The sequence below is a fragment of the Corynebacterium sp. HMSC072A04 genome, from assembly GCF_001809235.1.
GTDB classification, from domain to species: Bacteria; Actinomycetota; Actinomycetes; order Mycobacteriales; family Mycobacteriaceae; genus Corynebacterium; species Corynebacterium hiratae.
On the sequence record NZ_KV796811.1, the window covers coordinates 155291 to 172657 of the forward strand.

Here is a 17367-nt window from a genome sequence, read left to right on the forward strand (position 1 = left end):
AAAGCCCGTGGGCTAAATGAAGGTGAATATCATTCAGCGGCGTCGCCGACGCGGGCGAAAACCGCCTGGGCTTCCCGGTGCAGTCGATGGGCCACCAGACTCAGTGGAATCCTCCGGATCATCGAAGGACAGCTCCTCCATCGCCTCGACGGCGCGGCGCCCACCGCGACGTGCGGGACGGTAAGGTTCAGCGGAGCGCGTGGCTTCTCCAGATTTGCCGTGCTGTCCTGCACGGCCGGAAGAGGCGGTGTGGGCAGAGCCAGTAATCCGCACGCCCTTCGGGGTCAGCGCCGCGCCCAGTGCGCGCAGCTCGCTGCCCAGCTTCGACTCGAAGATGGGCCGCCCGTTCGCCTTCTCAATAACCACCTTGCTCAAGCGCCCAGCGGCCACCAGCTCGTTGAGGCCTGCAAGAACTGCGGCTAGTACCTCGGTGCGCTCGATGCCCTCGGGCAAAGCGTTAAAGAACGTAGTCAACGTCTTCCCGCCCCGGGTCAGGTGAGCCACCGGCAGTCCATCTATAAGCACCACCAAGGCACCCGCGGCGCGGGTGGGGCGGGCCGCGGATTCGCCGGCGTCGGTAGTGGGCCAGGGCAGCGCCGCACCATAGGGGTTCGCGGAGTCGGTCGCGGCCAGAACATAAGTCTGCGGCTCGCGGGTGCCGGAGGGCCAGCCGGTGACGTCCGGCGAATCATCCACGCCGCGCAAGCGGTCAATAACCGCGGGCGTGGAGAACTGCGCGGCACCCAAGCCCTCAATGACGTAGCCGCGCATCGCCTTGCCGGATTCCTCGAAACCGGAGAGCACCTTATAGGCCAGGGCGAAGCCGCCGAGAACATCCTCGGCCACCACAGAGCCGCGGGTGAGCACGCCGTAGCGGTCCAGCCAGGCCTCGCCGTGCGCGATGGAACGCGACGTTGCATCCGTCGCGGCGGGCACGGACAGCGACCACCGCCCCACCACGTCGGGCGCGGCCTGCGCACCAGATGCGTTGTGCGATTGTGCAAAGGAAGTACGCCCCATGCGCAGTCGTGAGCGCGAAGGTCTGCGCCGCGCGCGATGCGCCGCACGCCCGGCGGGACCGCCTGCGGCAAGGTGGGCCCGGATAGGAGCGAAGGAATCAGGGCTGACCAAGCCTGCCTCCACCAAGCCCCAGAGGGCCTCGCGGACCTCCTCAGGCGTACCGCTCAGCTGCGGTTGGACATCGGAAATGAGGTAGCTGCCGCCGCCCTGTAAAGCCTCCAGCAGCTGGGTCTGCAGCATGGACACGCCAGCCTCCTCCGCAGAAACCTGCGGGGCGAGTTGCGCGGCATAGTCCGCCGGCAGCAGCATGATCCAGGGGTCGTTGGAGCCAGCCTTGCCCGCGCCCACGATAAGAACCTCGCCGCTGGCGGTGAGCTCATCCAGCATCGTCGGCGAATAATCCCCTACGCGCGCAGGCAGGATGAGGCTCTCCCAGGCCGAGGCCGGCAGGCGCACCCCGGCCAGCTGCTCAATGACGGCAAAGACGCCGTCCACCCCGCGCAGCACAGGGCGCCGGCCTACCGCGGCCACCTGCTGCCAGTCCGGGAGGAAGCGCGCGAAGGCCGCAGGCGAGACCGGCTGCGTGGCCGCCCGGGCTGCCGCCAGCGAGCGCGAGCGGATGACCTTGAGAACTTCAGCCGCGCAGTATTCCTGCTCCTCCACGCCTTGCCGGTAGTGCCCCGCCAGGATGGAGTCCAGACCGTTGAGCGTCGAGTGCGCCACCGCAGCCGAGAGGCCAAAGGCCTCCTGCACATCGCGCGCCACAAACGGCCCGCGCGTGCGCGCCCAGCGACTGACCAGTTGATCCAGGGCGTCGGTAATCGTGGCCTGCTGGGCGGGGATGCCGGGCGGGACGGGGATGCCCAGGCCGTCGCGAAGCAGCGGCGCATCGAGCGCTTGCGCCACGTGCTCGCGGCCGTTGATGCGCACCCGCATGATGCGCGCGCCCAGCGCATCGAGTGCGCGCAGAGGCACCGTGGCGTGCGCACCAAACTCCTCGACCGGGATGGGGCCCAGCACGCGCAGGAGGTCCGCGACCTCCTCGGTGGTACGCGCCTGGCGTTCCAGGGTGGTGCGCTGTAGCTGGGCATGGACCTCGGCGATGATGGAGCCGTCGAGAAGCTCGCGCAGCTCCACTGTGCCCAAAAGCTTCGCTAGCAACGCCGGGTCCAGCGCCAAGGCCGCCGCGCGCTTTTCCGCCAGGGGCGAATCCCCCTCGTACATGAACGCGCCGGTGTAGTTGAACAGCAGCGAAGATGCGAATGGCGAAGGCTGCTCCGTGGTGACCTCCGCGATGCGAATGCGGCGGTGCACCAGCTCCCGCATGACCTCCGTGAGCGCCGGCAAGTCATAGACATCCTGCACACACTCGCGCACGGTCTCCAGGATGATGGGGAAAGAGGGGTAGTTGCGGGCGACGTCGAGAAGCTGCTCCGCGCGCTGGCGCTGCTGCCACAAGGGCGCGCGCTTGCCCGGGTTGCGCCGAGGCAAAAGCAGCGCACGCGCCGCGCACTCCCTAAACCGGGAAGCAAAGAGCGCGGAGTTTCCCACCTGCTCGGTGACAATGTCGGCGATCTCATCGGCGTTGAACAGAAAGAGCGCGGCATCCGGGTCCTGCTCCCCCTGCGGCAAGCGCAGCACGATGCCATCATCGCCCGCCACGGCCTGCGCATCCATCCCGGTGCGCTCCGCCACGCGCTGCCCCACCGCCAGCGCCCACGCCGCGTTCACCGGCCGACCAAACGGGGTGTGCAGCAGCACGCGCCAATCCCCCAGCTCATCTGTGAAGCGCTCCAGCAGAAGCGTCTTCTCATCCGGGATGAGCCCGGTGGCCTCGTTCTGCTCCTGCAGGTAGGCGGCGATGTTACGCCGCGCGTTCTCATCGGCGCCGTGCACGATAGACGGGTCCGAAAATGCTTCACGCCGGAACGCACCCAACGCCTTGCCCAGCTCATAGGGACGCCCAGCTTGGTCACCGTTCCAGAAAGGCAAACGCCCGGTGTGCCCCGGCGCGGGTGTCACCAACACCTGGTCGCGCGTGATCTCCTCCACACGCCAGCTCGTCGCACCGAGCGTGAAGATATCCCCCACCCGGGTTTCATAGACCATTTCCTCATCGAGCTCACCCACGCGGCGCGGCGCGGAACCAGCCTCACCAGTACCCACCAGGAAGACGCCGAACATGCCGCGGTCCGGGATGGTGCCGCCGTTGGTCACCGCCACGCGTTGCGCGCCGGGGCGCGGGGTGAGCACGCCCGTCACGCGGTCATAGACCACCCGGGGTTTGAGCTCCGCAAAATCCGTCGACGGGTACACACCACTGACCAAGTCCAGAACGGAGTCGAAGACCTCGCGTGCTAGGTCCTTATAGGGCCAGGCGCGGCGCACGGTGTCGTACCAACTGTCGGCGTCGAGTCCCTCGCTCGTGCCCGCGCTTGCCGACGCCACCACCGCCGCCACCGTCTGCTGTGCCAAGACATCCAACGGGTTGCGCGGGGCGTGCATCTCCTCGATGAGGCCCTCCTCCATGCGGGCGACGGTGAGTGCTGATTGCACGAGGTCCGCGCGGTGCTTGGGATAGAAGGAGCCATGGGAGACCGCGCCGACGGAGTGCCCGGCGCGGCCCACGCGCTGCAGGCCGGAGGCCACCGAGGGCGGCGATTCCACCTGCACCACCAGCTCCACCGCGCCCATGTCGATGCCCAGCTCCAGGGAGCTCGTGGCCACCACGGCCTTGAGCGTGCCTTCTTTGAGCATCGTCTCCGTCAGCGCGCGCTCGTCCTTGGACACCGAACCGTGGTGCGCCCGGGCGATAACGGCAGGTGCCTTCCCGGCGACGTCGACCTGTTTCATCAGCTGGGCCGGGTCGCGCCGGGTCGCTGGGCTCAAGGATTCCGGATCGTGCTCTTGGGCGTAAAGCTCGTTGAGCCGGCTAGTAAGCCTCTCGGCGGTGCGACGCGAGTTGACGAAGACGAGGGTGGAGCGCTGCTCCATGATTTCGGCGTACAGCTCCTCTTCGATGAAGGGCCAGATGGACTTCGCAGTGGGCAGGGCAGAGTCTCCTGACCCGCGTTGCACGCGCAACGCATCCTGGGGGCCTTGGGTGATGCCTAGGGGATCGTCGACAGTCGCCTCCCCGATGGGCGAGCCTTGCTCCGGGGTGGGCAGGTCCGACATGTCCTCGACCGGCACGTGGATGTCGAGCCGCCAGCGCTTCTTGGCGGGTGGTGCGATGATGTCGACGGGACGGTCGCCGCCCAAGAAGTTCGCGACAGCACTCAGCGGACGCACCGTCGCCGACAGCCCGATGCGCTGGAACTCCCCGGCGATAAGCCCGAGGCGCTCCAAAGTCAGCGCCAGGTGCACGCCGCGCTTAGTACCAGCCAGGGCGTGGATCTCATCAATGATGACGGTATCCACGGTCTTCAAAATCCCCGCCGCCTTGGAGGTGAGCATCAGGTAGGCCGATTCCGGCGTGGTGATGAGGATGTCCGACGGCTTGCGCACCTGGCGGGCGCGCTCAGCCTGCGGGGTATCGCCTGAGCGCACGCCGACGGTAATATCCGGCACCTCCAGGCCCAGCCGTTCGGCGGTGCGAGCAATGCCGTTGAGCGGGGCGCGCAAATTGTTCTCCACGTCCACGCCCAGGGCCTTGAGTGGTGAGATATACAGCACTCTCACGCCATCATGAGCACCCTCGCGGGACGGTTCATTGCTCAGCGGCAGGGCGGTTTGACCTTCGCGCTCCACCAGGGAATTCAAGGACCACAGGAAAGCCGCGAGCGTCTTACCGGAGCCAGTTGGCGCTACAACCAGTGCATTCGCGCCGCCGGAAATCGCCTCCCACGCCTGCTCTTGGACCGGGGTGGGGGCGGCGAAAACGTCCTGGAACCAACCGGCCACCTGCGGGCGGAATTTCGCCAGAACGTTTTTGGACATGCCCTACTGTATCGCGCGCGCTAATCTGGTCACTATGACCGTTGAGATTTCTGATTCCCGTCTAACCAACTCCCTCGCCGATGGCTGTGGCGAGATCCTCAAAGGCGTGCGCAACGGTGGCCTGCTGCGCGGCTTGGCGCTGGGTGATGCCGGCGATGAAGCCGCTCAGGAATGGATCGCCCGCGTCCTTGAGCAGCACCGCCCGCAGGACGGCGTCCTGTCGGAGGAAGCCGCCGATGACCTGAGCCGTTTGAAGAAGGACCGCGTCTGGATCATAGACCCGCTCGACGGCACCAAGGAGTTCGCCACCGGCCGCCAGGATTGGGCCGTCCACATCGCGCTGGTGGAAAACGGCACCCCGATCCACGCGGCCGTCGGAATGCCGGACATGGGCGTGACCTTTAAGTCCTCCGATGTGCGCGCAGTGACGGGTCCGCTGTCGAAGAAGTTCGTGGTCTCCCGCAACCGCCCGCCGAAGGTAGCGGGTTATGTCGCTGAGAAGATGGGCTTTGAAACTGTCGGCGCGGGCTCCGCGGGCGCGAAGGCCATCCATGTGCTCTTGGGTGACTATGACGCCTATATCCACGCCGGTGGCCAGTACGAGTGGGACCAGGCCGCCCCGGTGGGTGTGGCCCTGGCCGCGGGTCTGCACTGCTCGCGCTTGGACGGCTCCCCCATCAAGTTCAATAACGAGGACACCTTCATCCCGGATCTGTTGATTTGCCGCCCGGAGCTAGCAGACGAGATTCTGGAACACGCCGCCGCCTACGCGGAGGCCAACGGCGGTTACTAGGTTTCTCGTGCTGCGTTACCCTTCTATGCAGCACAGCTAGGTTAAATCCCCAACTCATCTGCAAGACGAGAGACCATTCGAGCATTTAACTCGTGGTGGTCATGCAGCGTGTCTTTGCCGAGGTATCCAAATACCTCGGCATTTATTACGCCAATAATACTTATCCACGCTTCAAGCGCCTTTTCCATGACGTCAGCGGAAAGTTCTACATCAAGCTCATCAGCGGCTGCGGCAAGGTCGCGCGAGAACTGAGAGGAACGCGGTTCTAACTGTTCAACCGAGGCCTCAGTTAACAACTCGGCCAGACGCCTACTAACTTTCGTACCCGCGCCCGTTGTCTCTGAAGCAGGCGCTTCGTATCCAATGATGGGTGTGCCATAAATAAGCGCCCACCTTTGAGGAAACTCCAAGGCCCACGCCCTCATAGCAAACACAAGGCGCAGGAATCTGTCCCGCGTCTCGGTAGCCTCACCGATTCCTCGCGCGACGGCATCATCAAGTGCTTCAAACGCATCAACGATCAGCATCGTTAATAGGTGGGCCCTGTCGGGCACATAGCGGTAGATACCCGAAGAAACTATCCCCAAATCACGTGCAATTGCACGAAGATTCAAGGCTTCTGGGCCGCCTTTATCAAGCTGCTCCCGCCCTACCTCAACAATGCGCAACATCGTCTGTTCGCGAGCACGCGCTCTTGGGGTCATTGACATATAGAAACTATATCAACAAGAAAGAGAGCACTGCTCTTGAATCTGAGTAACTGCAATTATAGAATTAGAGAGCACTAGTCACTATTTAGAGCAGAGGTCACCTAATGCATTTTCTCATCACCGGGGCAGGCCCCGTGGGCCGATCACTTTCACGCGAACTCGCTAAAAGAGGGCACACATGCACAATCATGACGCGACGGCAGCCCCATTTCGCCGCCAGTAGGAACGTGCAGTTCAAGAAAGGCGATGCAACACACAGTGACGCGTACCCAGAAAAGATCGACGGAATTGCCCACTGCATCCATGCCCCATACGACGCACAAAAGTGGCGCGACCTGCTCATTCCAGCTGAAGAAACCGTGCTAGAGGTAGCCGCCCAACGGGGCATCCCCGTTGTCTTTCCCGAATCGATGTATGGGTTCGACCAGACTTACGAGGTAATTTCGCCTGACACGCCCCGAACCCGATCCCACAATGGCAAACCCGGTGTTCGAGCGACCCTAATCGAGAACCGCTTAGCCTCTCCCTCGCGCACTACCTCGGTAATCGCGGCCGATCTGTACGGACCCGATGCCGGCCCCGGATGCGTTTACCATCAGCTCATCATTGGGAAGAAGCGTCCCCTTGCTCTTTTTAACGCACACGCTAAACACTCGGTCACGTACCTTCCCGATTTCGCCCGTGCGCTAGCTGACGCACTACTGAACGAATCGACACCCCCTATAGTTTCCACGCCTTGCGCGCCCGCGCTCACCCAAGCTGAATTTGCTCGACGCGCCGGATGCCAACACTCCCCCATCACGATTCGCCCATGGATGCTGAAGCTAGGTGGCATTGTCAGCACGGACCTGCGAGGCCTACAAGAAATGAGATACCTGTGGGACCGTCCCTCAATTCTTACCGGCGCCACGTCCTCATGGCAGGCGACCCCAACCGACGAGGCTCTAGAGGTTATTTATCAAGCCCAGCTGTCGAAATAACAAATCTCATCACCAGTACCCCTACCGCTCTACCTAAGATTTCTCCAACGTTCTACACTTGGACATCATGAGTGACACTCCCACCGCTTCTTCAGCCCTCACAACACCATATGAGGACCTCCTGCGCCGCGTCCTGGAAGAAGGCGCTCCCAAAGGCGACCGCACTGGTACCGGTACCCTCTCCCTGTTCGGTGCCCAACTTCGTTATAACTTGGCGGAGTCTTTTCCCCTGCTGACCACCAAGAAGGTCTACTTCCACGGCGTGATTGGTGAGCTGCTGTGGTTCTTGCGCGGCGAATCCAACGTGACGTGGCTGCAGGAGAACAAGGTCCGCATCTGGAACGAGTGGGCCGATGAGGACGGTGAGTTGGGCCCTGTCTACGGCGTCCAATGGCGCTCCTGGCCCACGCCGGATGGCCAGCACATCGACCAAATTCAGGCCGCCCTGGACACGCTCAAGAACAACCCGGATTCCCGCCGCAACCTGGTCTCCGCGTGGAATGTCTCTGAGCTGGACAAGATGGCGCTCATGCCCTGCCACCTGCTGTTCCAGCTCTACGTCGCTGACGGTGCACTCTCCATGCAGGTCTACCAACGCTCCGCGGACATGTTCTTGGGCGTTCCTTTCAACTTGGCCTCCTATGCCGCGCTGACCCACATGTTTGCACAGCAAGCAGGCCTGAAGGTGGGCGAGCTCATCTGGACCGGCGGCGATTGCCACATCTACAACGACCACATCGAACAGGTCAAGGAGCAGCTTTCTCGCGAGCCCCGTGCATACCCGCAGCTCAAGCTCCACAAGGCGCAGGACATGTTCTCCTATGACTTCGATGATTTTGAGGTCATCGGCTACGACCCTCACCCCACCATCAAGGCGCAGGTGTCCGTTTAATGCTGGGCGCAATCTGGGCCCAGTCCCTTGACGGCATCATTGGTGACGGCGTGGTCATGCCCTGGCACGTGCCGGAGGATCTCAAGCACTTCAAGGAAGTGACCATGGGCGCGCCCGTCATCATGGGCCGCAAGACATGGGAATCCCTCAACCCCAAGTTCCGCCCGCTGCCGGGCCGGGAGAACATCGTGCTGTCCAGCCGCGAGCCCGACGAGTGGTCTGCGGGCGCCACCGTGGTGGACAACCTCAACGCCGCACTTGACGCCACGCTTGACGACGCCTGGATCATCGGCGGTGGCCAACTTTATAGCTCCGCCCTCGACCGCGTGGATACAATCGAGCTCACCCTCATGGGTGTACAAGTCGGCGATGCCTACGGCGCAGATGCCGTACTCGCCCCGAGCGTTCCGGAAGAATTCAGCCTATCTGCCGATAGTGACTGGCTGACCTCCAAATCAGGCCACCTCACCATTCCCGGCCAGCCCCCGAGCGAGCTGCCCATGAAATACCGATTCCTCACCTACGACAGAAAGGCTGCTGCATAATGGCAACTACCCCCGAAACCACTGAGCACGTCACCATCTTCTTCGCTGACTGGTGCCCGTTCTGTGTAAAGCTGATCAAAAACCTGGACCGCACCGAAACCCCATATGAGCTCGTCGATGTCGAAGGTGAGAACACCGACGACATCAACGCCTGGATTGAATCCGTCAACGACGGCAATCGCATCGTTCCAACCGTCCTCTACTCCGACGGCACTCACGCCACCAACCCTTCCGCCAGCGAGGTTCGCGCCAAGTACGCGGAGCTGGCCGGCGAGTAGACCCAAGGCGACGCATTTACCGCCGCCTAAAGCAGGGCTGCTAATCTTACTTAGGTGCGCAACGCACCCCCGCCCCAGTAGCTCAGGGGATAGAGCACGGCTCTCCTAAAGCCGGTGTCGGAAGTTCGAATCTTCTCTGGGGCACGCTGTGAAGTCTCGAGACATCGTTCCGGTCGGTGTCTCGAGATTTTTAGTTGCCCCGACTGGGGTTGAGTTCGTTGTCTTTCTAGTTGTAGTAGATCTTTTCTTCGGTGAGTGTGTAGGCGGCGATTTGTGCCCCAGTGATGGCTATTTTGACGTCGACGTGGTTGTCGATGCAGACCATGGTGATTGGTTCCCCGCCCCATCTGCGTCCGATGTAGAGGCGGCGTAGTTTGCCTCCCCATCGCAGGGTTGTCTTGCCGTTGGTGCCGATTTTGTCGGTACTTAGTCGGTAGTCGTGGTCTGGTTTGATGTCTACTTATCTGCATTCACCCCCATTAAGGGTGAATCTTCAGATCAAAACTTGAAATGTTTTATAAACAGTATTACCTAACTTAGGTAAGCCTTACCTTTCCTGCTGTTCATAAATCGAGGTTTACTATGACCCAACAGTCCTCTACGCCCGCACGGAGTGCAAGCTCATCCAGTGGGTCGACGGCACGTTTAAACACCAGAGATCTCATCAACGCTGGCATCTTTGCTGCACTTTACTTTGTAATCACCTTTGTAAGCGGAATGATTGGATTCGCAGGACCACAATTCATGTTTATTGGATGGTTCATCGCGGCAATCGCAAACGGAATCGTGCTAGCGCTTTATGCCGCCCGCACGCCCAAAATGGGTGCTTTCACCCTCGTCGGTGGTATTAACGGATTAGCATTCATGCTCACCGGACACTACTTCTGGACCTTGCTAGGAAGCATAATTCTTGGGTTTATCGCGGATTTGATTATTACAAAAAGCCACCTCAGTATTGCCAAGTCCTTCCCTATTGCCTACGGCGTCTTCTGCGTCTGGATTTCTTTGCCTTTTCTCCCGCTAATTCTGGATACGGACTCCTACTACGTCGATATCGCAGACCAAATGGGTCAAGAATATGCCGATGCTATGTCGGATATCTTCCAGCCATGGACCATTGGAGTACTGGCCATTTGTGCGCTCATCGTCGGCTTTATCGGAGGAAAGGTCGGAGTTCGCGTCAGCCGCAAACACTTTGAAAGCGCTGGTCTCCTGTGAGCCTGCAAAAACAGGGCGTGCTTCGTCGATTTTCGATCGATCCACGGACCGTGCTGCTTTCTGTTCTAGTAATCAATGCGGTAGCTCTCAGCCACGGCCACCTACCGACACTGCTGATTTCTATCGCCTTCAGCTCCATCGCACTAGCTACAGTAAAGCCACACTATGGTCTTATATGTCTGTTCGCTTTTGCATTATCCTATCTAGGGTATTGGGGCCTATTACAGCTTCCTGGCTCCACATTTTTCGCTTTTTCAGCGGCAATTTTTTCGTGGCTAAGCCGTTTTGTCATCAGCATGTCCATCGGCGCATTCGGCTTGCTCACTCTCACACCATCCACGTTGACCTCAGCACTGCGGGACCTGCGTTTACCAGGCTGGGTCACCATTCCACCGGCGGTATTCCTGCGCGTTTTGCCGATCATCGTGGCAGAAGCCAAAGCCATCCGCGATGCCATGGTCCTTCGGGGTCTCCAGCCTGGAGTAAAAAGCTGGATCACACAGCCCACACAATCGTCCGCGATGTTGATCATCCCCTTATTAGGTGCCGTCGTCCGCGCTGGTGATGAGCTCGCTGCCTCTGCTCTTGTCCGGGGATTGGGAGGACCCGCACGCCCAACCACCACCGCCGATCTTTCCTTCAAGCTTGTCGATGCAACTGCACTAGCTGGGTTGGGCCTCGTTGTTGCCTCTGTCTGGCTTCCCACGGAGGTCCACTTATGAACGAACGCAGTATCGCAACCAGTGTAGACGCCCACAACGTTTCTTTTACATATCCATTGGGCGCTCGGCCAGGCATTCAAGGTGTATCTGATGTGTCTTTTTCTGTCTCTCCAGGACAGTGTCTACTGATTACCGGTGATTCCGGATCGGGAAAGTCCACGGTACTCAAGTTGATCAACGGACTCATCCCCCATTTCAATCCAGGAGAGCTACTAGGCACCATCACTATTATAAAGGATGACCAGGCTTTTACCCCTGCGGAAGAACCGCTGTCCCGAGCCATCGAGTTCAGCGCCTCAGTATTCCAGAATCCAAGGACACAATTTTTCACTGAAAGCGTCAATGCAGAATTGGCCTTCGGGCTAGAAAACCTTGGTGTAGATCCCAAAGAAATTGAGTCGAGGATTCAATCAGCGGTCGAGCTACTAGGCATTAAGGATCTTCGGGGCCGGCGATTCAAAGAATTATCCGGTGGGCAGTTACAAACCGTGGCATGCGCATGCGCGCTTGTGTCCCCGGGCAGTCTCGTGCTTCTCGATGAACCCACGTCCAATCTCTCTATGGAAAGCATCGATATTCTTGCACGCGTGCTACACCGCTTGAAGGAATTAGGCACAACGATCATTATCGCTGATCACCGTCTCTTTTTCTTAAAAGATATCGCTGACCAAGTTATTTACTTGACTCAGGGAAAAATAACGCGGAGTTTCCGCGCTCAGGAGTTTTATGCCTTAGACGAACCCGAACGCAAACAATTGGGGCTACGCAGCTTACACCATGTTCCCCTGCCCGCGAGCGTGCCGGTACCACCCACGCTCGAAAACGCCGATCCCCAGCGGAGCGGACTCGAGCTAAGCAACATCTGTTTTTCTTATGGCGCACATGAGGTATTAAACATTGACCACGCATTTTTCCCCAGCGGCGAAGTCACCGCCTTAATCGGGCCCAACGGCGCTGGAAAAACCACCCTCGCCAGGATCATTTGTGGTCTTGCTTCTCCCAAACGCGGCGGTAGTCTCCGTTTGAACAGCAAACGAGTAGGAGCGGCTGCCCGCAGACGTGCCGCGTATATGGTGATGCAAGATGTTGGCCGCCAATTATTCGCAGCCACCACCGAAGAAGAAGTCACGCTCGGACTGGCAAAGAAGAAGCGGGACCACATCGATGTCAATGAGATTCTCCATCGCCTCGATCTGGCAGGAATGGCCCAACGGCATCCGCAGTCTCTGTCCGGTGGGCAACGGCAACGCTTAGCCATAGCTTCAGCCCAAGCCAAGCAAGCAGCGATCTACATCTTCGATGAACCTACCTCTGGCGTGGGCTGGCGCCAACTGCAATCCATCTCTGCGCTCCTTCGATCTCTTGCAGCAAGCGGAGCAGTGGTCATCGTCATCACCCATGACCACGAATTCATCCAAGAATCAGTCACCAGAATCATCGATATGACTGACATCAACAAGAATTGAGAAAGAAATGTCTGAACTAAAACAAAGTTCCACAGAATCAAGCGGAACCCACGCACCAGAATCACACGGTGCGTCACCGGAAGAAGAGGCTCGCGCAAAACAAAAAGCCGGCCAGGTCGCTCTAAAAAAACTACTGGCCCCAGTGCAAACAACCATCTACTTCGCACAGTTTCTCGCGCTTATATCCTCGGTACTCGCCGTAGCACCCTACGTCGCGTTGGTGGCACTGGGAAATGCTCTAATCGACGGCAATACTGATGACGTCGCGTCCATTGTGAAATGGCTACTTGCTGCATTTTTGGGCCAGCTATTCTTCTATTTCCTTGCCCTTGTAATCACCCACTTCGCTGATGCAAAGCTGGTGGGGATTAACCGGCGCCGAATTATTACCGCTATTGCGAAAGCACCACTCTCGTGGTTTAGCCAGACTAATTCCGGCAAAGTCCGCAAAGCCGTCGAGGACGATACGTTAACTCTGCACACCCTGACAGCCCACGCTCCTGTAGAGAAGGTCGCCGCGATCTTTACGCCCCTCGCGCTTCTGGTTTATGCCTTTATCTTGGATTGGCGCCTTGGTCTACTTTCTATTGCCACTGTGCCCATTTTCCTAGCAATCCAAGCATATTCAATGAAAGATATGGGCACAAAAACTGCGGAACTGGATAATTATCTGGGTGAGGTCTCTGCGACTGCGGTGGAGTTCTCCGAAGGTATTTCCGTCGTCAAGGCTTTCGGCACCGTTGGCAAAGCCCACGCTCGATATCGCGAAGCTGCCCAAAAATTCGCGGAATTCTATTACGAGTGGCTACGTCCGCTTCTGCGTGTTTCCGCAATCTCAGAGTCTGTGGTGGCGGTTCCTGTACTCATCCTTATCAATCTAGGAGTCGGTTCCCTGCTGATAGCTGGTGGCTATGTCACGGTCGCTGAAGTCATCGCAACAACGTTAATTGCGCTGGTGCTCCCGGGCACGATTCAAACCGTCGGCCAAATGATGTGGTCTTACCAGCTCGCTGGCAATGCGGCGTTGCGCCTTGATGAAGTCATGACAATTTCCCATGTGAAAGAAGGCCAAAAGAGCCTCGATGCCAGTAGTCAAGACATGGAGGTGGAGTTCCATAAGGTCAGCTTTAGCTACGCCCCAGACACACCAGTCCTCCAAGACTTTTCTGCGCAACTAAATGCAGGCACTGTCACGGCATTGATTGGCCCCTCCGGGTCTGGCAAATCCACAGCAGCAACGATGCTGGCGCGTTTCCAGGATCCAGATTCGGGCACAATCACTATCAACAACGTGGATATCCGTGATCTCACTTTCGACAGTTTGTACCGCATTGTGGCTTTCGTCTTACAAGACCCTCACTTACTGCGTATGAGTATTCGGGAAAACATTCGCCTTGCACGCCCAGAAGCCCGCGATGAAGAGATCTGGCAAGCCGCAGAGGCTGCGCACATAGCTGCTGATATTCGCGCTTTACCGGCTGGGCTCGACACCGTTGTTGGTGAGGACACCTCTTTATCCGGTGGACAACAGCAACGCATTTCTATTGCCCGGGCAATTATTACCAATGCCCCAATCTTGATCCTGGATGAAGCTACTGCGGCAACTGATCCTGACTGCGAAGCAGAAATTCAAGCAGCTCTAGCCACACTCGTCAGAGGCAAGACCGTCTTAGTCATCGCCCACAAGCCGGAGTCCATCCAAGGAGCAGACCAAATAATCTGCCTCAAGCCTATGAAGGATAATTCTCATGTCTAATGCCACTACGCCTGCTAGTTCGCGTCTTCGTGATCCGCTACTCACTCGCAGTGTCAAAAAGCTGCAAAGTCCTGTAGGCCATAAGCTCAATAAAAGGTATGCTTGTCTATCGCTTATCGTTGGCGTGCTTGATGGCCTCGCCGTTCTCACGCTCGTGCCACTTACAAAGGCACTCGATGGGGATACGACGATCGCACCATGGATGTGGACGCTTTTGGCAATTGCGCTCGTAGCTTTTGCGCTACGATTTTTCGCAACCATGGCCTCTTACCACACGGCCTTGGATTTCATCCGAGCCGCGCACACGACTGTGGGCGATAAATTAGCAACGCTACCGCTCGGCTGGTTCGTACCGGCTAATACCGGCGGCCTATCTCGCCTCGTTTCAGATCGCTTTATGGTGGCGGCCGAGACCATTGCGCATATTCAAGGAACGATATACCGCGATAGCGCGGCACTTGTCACCTTGTTAGTAGGAGCGTGTTTCTGGAACCCGAAGCTGGGCTTGGTCCTTCTTATCATCGCACCATTGGCGCTCGTGGTGATGCAGTTGGCTGCATGGATTCGTGAGAAAGCATCGAACCGCGCACTGGGGCCGAGTAAAGAGCTCTCCCAGCGCATCGTAGAATTTGCTAACCGTCAACCAGCCCTGCGCGCGGCAGGACAATCACAAGTTTTTGCGCCACTAGAGCAAGCGCTAGAAATCGACCATAAAGCACGAATACGCGAGCTATGGGTATCCACATTAGCTTTGCTACTCAACGGCATAGTAGTGCAGATCTTCATTGTGGCTCTCATTATGGTCTCCGCGGATCTTGCCGTTGAAGGCGCCCTATCGCCACTAGAAACAATTGCGATCATCGGAATCAGCTTGAGGTTTACCCGCACGCTTGAGCAGCTGGGTTCTTCTTTCGTCGGTTTAGATGCCGGCCGTATCGCGCTCGCAGAAACTGAGCTCATCACCGATGCTCCTTCCCTGCCAGAACCCACTACTCCGCGCCTAGGCGATGGTTCGGGAAATGTAGAGCTGCTTAATGTCACGTTTGGATACGGCGATAAACCAGTATTGGTAGATGTCACTTTCCATGCTCGACCAGGCACCGTTACCGCCATTGTCGGTCCTTCTGGCTCCGGAAAGACCACAATTGCGCGCCTTATTTCGCGATTCTGGGATGTAGATTCCGGGGCGGTGATGGTTGACGGCGTAGATATCCGCGAGCTTGGAACCGAACAGTTAATGTCCAGGCTGTCCATGGTCTTTCAGGACGTTTACCTCTTCGACGACTCGTTAATCGCTAATATCCGCGTTGGTCGTCCCGACGCCTCCGATGAGGAAGTCTTCCGCGCAGCTGATCTTTCAGGCGTGACTTCTATTGCCAACCGCCTAGGGTGGCATACTCCTGTTGGTGAAGGCGGGCGGCTTCTATCCGGTGGTGAACGCCAGCGCGTATCTGTAGCTCGCGCGCTTCTCAAGCAAGCGCCGATTGTACTCTTTGATGAGGCTACCTCCGCGCTCGATGCAGAAAATGAGGCAAACATTCTTGCTGCGATGGACGAGCTACGGGAGCAATCTACTTTTATTGTCATCGCCCATAAGCTGGATACAATCAAATCTGCTGATCAAATCGTAGTCTTGGATGAACACGGGCAAGTCAGCCAGCTAGGCACGCATTCTGAGCTTTCCGATGTCCCCGGTATCTACCGTCACTTCTGGCAGCAACGCAAAGCAGCACGCGGGTGGAAAATCAGTTCGGGACGCGATTAACGCGGGCACCGAGATCGGCATTGTTTGCGGGGGACACCCTTCTCTCCCCCTCTCCCCCGCAGCACGGAGCACCCTAAGTGCACCGACAAAGCTCGAAGCGAAGAATGCAGTAGCGGCTACGAGCGACCACTGCGCGGCGTTGGCCATGCCTTCGCTTAAGGCCCACACCACTGCCCCAGGCGCACGGTGGTTTGCGTTGCGGAGGCTTGCCCGGAGTCATCGACGGGAATATCCCACAGCATCGTGCCGGTCAGCTGCGCGGAGGCGAACCCCAGGCCCAAGCCGTACAGGGTCAGCGGCGCGGCGATGATCCAACCATTCGTATCCGGCCCCATAAGCAGGACGAAGCTAAGGACGCCGACGGCTTCCAAGCCGAGCCCAATGAGCACGGTGCCAGACGCCCCGTACCGTGCCGCGACATGAGGGCTGATGCAACGGAGAAGAATGCACCGATTGCCATGGCTGCCAGCACCAGGCCAGACCACGTCGTGCAGAGGTCCAACGTATTAATCAGGTACAGCAGCAACACGAAGATGATGGCAAACTCGCCGATTGCTACCGCACCAGCGGTGATATTGCCCCACGAGAACGTGGAATAAGAAAACAATTCAAGATACAACAGCACCGAGCGGTGACCCCGCTCGCGGTGCTCTTCCGACCTGATAAAAAGCGCGAAGCCCACGGCCGAGATCGCGAGCCCTAGCGGAACCGGTGAAATAGCCGCGTTTTCGAACCAGGTCCAGCCAAAGAAGCTGAATGAGGATTGGGGCTCCCACCAGCCTAGGTCGGGCCCTCGATAATCGCGAATACTAGGACACCCATTCCGTCAGTGCACCACCGGCAAGGGTCCGACCGCTGCCGCACCGGAAATTACCGCGCCCCACACACCAAAGGCTGTTGCGCGGTATTTGCCGCGGAATACGGTTTACCCGTGGAAAGCGTGGAAGGCATGATGAACGCAGCACCGATTGCCTGTACTGCGCGCGCGGAGATCCACGTGGCGGTCGAGGTAGGAAATCCCGCCAATACGCTGCCTGCCACGAATATTGTCAGGCCGGTGAGGAAGGCGCGCTTGCGTCCCCAGGTATCCGCAATCTTGCCCCGTCGCAGAGCAGCTCCGCCAGTAGCACCGCATAGAGGCTGTTGACCCACTGCGCCTGCGTCAGGTTGAGCTGCAGGTCAGTGATGATTGAAGTGTCCCTGTTTTGTCCCGACTGAGTAGATAGGACAAAACCTGGGGCACTTTAACTCCAGATGTTCAGAAGACTGAAATGGTAGCGGTG

At 58.7% G+C, this 17367-nt stretch carries 14 protein-coding genes, 1 tRNA gene and 1 pseudogene; 11 read left to right on the forward strand and 5 right to left on the reverse strand.

Translation table 11 applies throughout. The features are described 5' to 3' along the window. Positions 1 to 33 precede the first annotated feature (33 nt). The gene (locus HMPREF2565_RS12475) at positions 34 to 4959 is read right to left on the reverse strand and encodes an Lhr family ATP-dependent helicase (protein WP_071407488.1); all 4926 of its coding nucleotides are present in this window, start codon (positions 4957 to 4959) and stop codon (positions 34 to 36) included. A gap of 34 nt (positions 4960 to 4993) precedes the next feature. Between HMPREF2565_RS12475 and HMPREF2565_RS12480 the strand changes: the two genes are divergently transcribed. Further along, the gene (locus HMPREF2565_RS12480) at positions 4994 to 5752 is read left to right on the forward strand and encodes a 3'(2'),5'-bisphosphate nucleotidase CysQ (RefSeq protein WP_186312204.1); all 759 of its coding nucleotides are present in this window, start codon (positions 4994 to 4996) and stop codon (positions 5750 to 5752) included. A gap of 41 nt (positions 5753 to 5793) precedes the next feature. On the opposite strand, the gene HMPREF2565_RS12485 is transcribed toward HMPREF2565_RS12480, so the two are convergent. Continuing rightward, a complete protein-coding gene (locus HMPREF2565_RS12485; protein ID WP_071407489.1) occupies positions 5794 to 6462 on the reverse strand; it encodes a TetR/AcrR family transcriptional regulator in 669 nt (222 codons plus the stop codon). A 104-nt stretch (positions 6463 to 6566) separates the two neighbouring features. Here HMPREF2565_RS12485 and HMPREF2565_RS12490 point away from each other — a divergent pair, with 104 nt between their 5' ends. The 5 genes from HMPREF2565_RS12490 (at position 6567) to HMPREF2565_RS12510 (ending at position 9301) form a co-directional block, all read left to right on the forward strand. Next, positions 6567 to 7442, forward strand: a complete 876-nt coding sequence (locus HMPREF2565_RS12490; protein ID WP_071407490.1) for an NAD-dependent epimerase/dehydratase family protein — start codon at positions 6567 to 6569, stop codon at positions 7440 to 7442. A 67-nt stretch (positions 7443 to 7509) separates the two neighbouring features. Then, a complete protein-coding gene (locus HMPREF2565_RS12495; protein WP_049155187.1) occupies positions 7510 to 8334 on the forward strand; it encodes a thymidylate synthase in 825 nt (274 codons plus the stop codon). Then, positions 8334 to 8879, forward strand: a complete 546-nt coding sequence (locus tag HMPREF2565_RS12500) for a dihydrofolate reductase (protein WP_071407491.1) — start codon at positions 8334 to 8336, stop codon at positions 8877 to 8879. Before HMPREF2565_RS12495 ends, HMPREF2565_RS12500 begins: the two co-directional genes overlap by 1 nt. After that, positions 8879 to 9157 carry a glutaredoxin domain-containing protein gene (locus tag HMPREF2565_RS12505; protein ID WP_049155191.1) on the forward strand — a complete coding sequence of 93 codons (279 nt, stop codon included), beginning with the start codon at positions 8879 to 8881 and terminating at the stop codon, positions 9155 to 9157. Before HMPREF2565_RS12500 ends, HMPREF2565_RS12505 begins: the two co-directional genes overlap by 1 nt. 71 nt (positions 9158 to 9228) lie before the next feature. Beyond that, positions 9229 to 9301, forward strand: a tRNA-Arg gene (locus HMPREF2565_RS12510). A gap of 21 nt (positions 9302 to 9322) precedes the next feature. Here the strand turns inward: HMPREF2565_RS12510 and HMPREF2565_RS13570 are convergent. Beyond that, a pseudogene (locus tag HMPREF2565_RS13570) lies at positions 9323 to 9599 on the reverse strand (IS481 family transposase); the annotation flags it as partial. 140 nt (positions 9600 to 9739) lie between these two features. On the opposite strand from HMPREF2565_RS13570, the gene HMPREF2565_RS12520 reads away from it, so the two are divergent. Genes HMPREF2565_RS12520 through HMPREF2565_RS12540 form a run of 5 tightly spaced genes read left to right on the forward strand, consistent with a single transcriptional unit; the run spans position 9740 to position 16084 of the window. Next, on the forward strand, positions 9740 to 10375 hold the full coding sequence (locus tag HMPREF2565_RS12520) for an MptD family putative ECF transporter S component (RefSeq protein ID WP_071407492.1): 636 nt from the start codon (positions 9740 to 9742) through the stop codon (positions 10373 to 10375). Then, positions 10372 to 11097: an energy-coupling factor transporter transmembrane component T family protein gene (locus tag HMPREF2565_RS12525; RefSeq protein ID WP_071407493.1), complete on the forward strand. Its 726-nt coding sequence runs from the start codon at positions 10372 to 10374 to the stop codon at positions 11095 to 11097. The genes HMPREF2565_RS12520 and HMPREF2565_RS12525 overlap by 4 nt, the downstream gene beginning before the upstream one ends. After that, positions 11094 to 12563: an ABC transporter ATP-binding protein gene (locus HMPREF2565_RS12530; RefSeq protein ID WP_070708088.1), complete on the forward strand. Its 1470-nt coding sequence runs from the start codon at positions 11094 to 11096 to the stop codon at positions 12561 to 12563. The genes HMPREF2565_RS12525 and HMPREF2565_RS12530 overlap by 4 nt, the downstream gene beginning before the upstream one ends. Positions 12564 to 12570: 7 nt before the next feature. Continuing rightward, the gene (locus tag HMPREF2565_RS12535) at positions 12571 to 14319 is read left to right on the forward strand and encodes an ABC transporter ATP-binding protein (protein ID WP_070701540.1); all 1749 of its coding nucleotides are present in this window, start codon (positions 12571 to 12573) and stop codon (positions 14317 to 14319) included. Further along, positions 14312 to 16084, forward strand: coding sequence for an ABC transporter ATP-binding protein (locus HMPREF2565_RS12540; protein WP_071407494.1), 1773 nt, complete (start codon positions 14312 to 14314; stop codon positions 16082 to 16084). Before HMPREF2565_RS12535 ends, HMPREF2565_RS12540 begins: the two co-directional genes overlap by 8 nt. 155 nt (positions 16085 to 16239) lie before the next feature. Here the strand turns inward: HMPREF2565_RS12540 and HMPREF2565_RS12545 are convergent, their stop codons facing one another. After that, positions 16240 to 16473, reverse strand: coding sequence for a hypothetical protein (locus tag HMPREF2565_RS12545; protein ID WP_071407495.1), 234 nt, complete (start codon positions 16471 to 16473; stop codon positions 16240 to 16242). A 481-nt stretch (positions 16474 to 16954) separates the two neighbouring features. Then, complete coding sequence (locus HMPREF2565_RS13810; protein ID WP_118779515.1) at positions 16955 to 17236, reverse strand: MFS transporter; 282 nt, start codon at positions 17234 to 17236, stop codon at positions 16955 to 16957. Positions 17237 to 17367: the final 131 nt, after the last annotated feature.

What these genes read in the sequence shown, in the direction of transcription:
- HMPREF2565_RS12475 (WP_071407488.1), bottom strand. Translation starts at nt 4,959, where the DNA reads ATGTCCAAAAACGTTCTGGCGAAATTCCGCCCGCAGGTGGCCGGTTGG.
- HMPREF2565_RS12480 (WP_186312204.1), top strand. Translation starts at nt 4,994, where the DNA reads ATGACCGTTGAGATTTCTGATTCCCGTCTAACCAACTCCCTCGCCGAT.
- HMPREF2565_RS12485 (WP_071407489.1), bottom strand. Translation starts at nt 6,462, where the DNA reads ATGTCAATGACCCCAAGAGCGCGTGCTCGCGAACAGACGATGTTGCGC.
- HMPREF2565_RS12490 (WP_071407490.1), top strand. Translation starts at nt 6,567, where the DNA reads ATGCATTTTCTCATCACCGGGGCAGGCCCCGTGGGCCGATCACTTTCA.
- HMPREF2565_RS12495 (WP_049155187.1), top strand. Translation starts at nt 7,510, where the DNA reads ATGAGTGACACTCCCACCGCTTCTTCAGCCCTCACAACACCATATGAG.
- HMPREF2565_RS12500 (WP_071407491.1), top strand. Translation starts at nt 8,334, where the DNA reads ATGCTGGGCGCAATCTGGGCCCAGTCCCTTGACGGCATCATTGGTGAC.
- HMPREF2565_RS12505 (WP_049155191.1), top strand. Translation starts at nt 8,879, where the DNA reads ATGGCAACTACCCCCGAAACCACTGAGCACGTCACCATCTTCTTCGCT.
- HMPREF2565_RS12520 (WP_071407492.1), top strand. Translation starts at nt 9,740, where the DNA reads ATGACCCAACAGTCCTCTACGCCCGCACGGAGTGCAAGCTCATCCAGT.
- HMPREF2565_RS12530 (WP_070708088.1), top strand. Translation starts at nt 11,094, where the DNA reads ATGAACGAACGCAGTATCGCAACCAGTGTAGACGCCCACAACGTTTCT.
- HMPREF2565_RS12535 (WP_070701540.1), top strand. Translation starts at nt 12,571, where the DNA reads ATGTCTGAACTAAAACAAAGTTCCACAGAATCAAGCGGAACCCACGCA.
- HMPREF2565_RS12540 (WP_071407494.1), top strand. Translation starts at nt 14,312, where the DNA reads ATGTCTAATGCCACTACGCCTGCTAGTTCGCGTCTTCGTGATCCGCTA.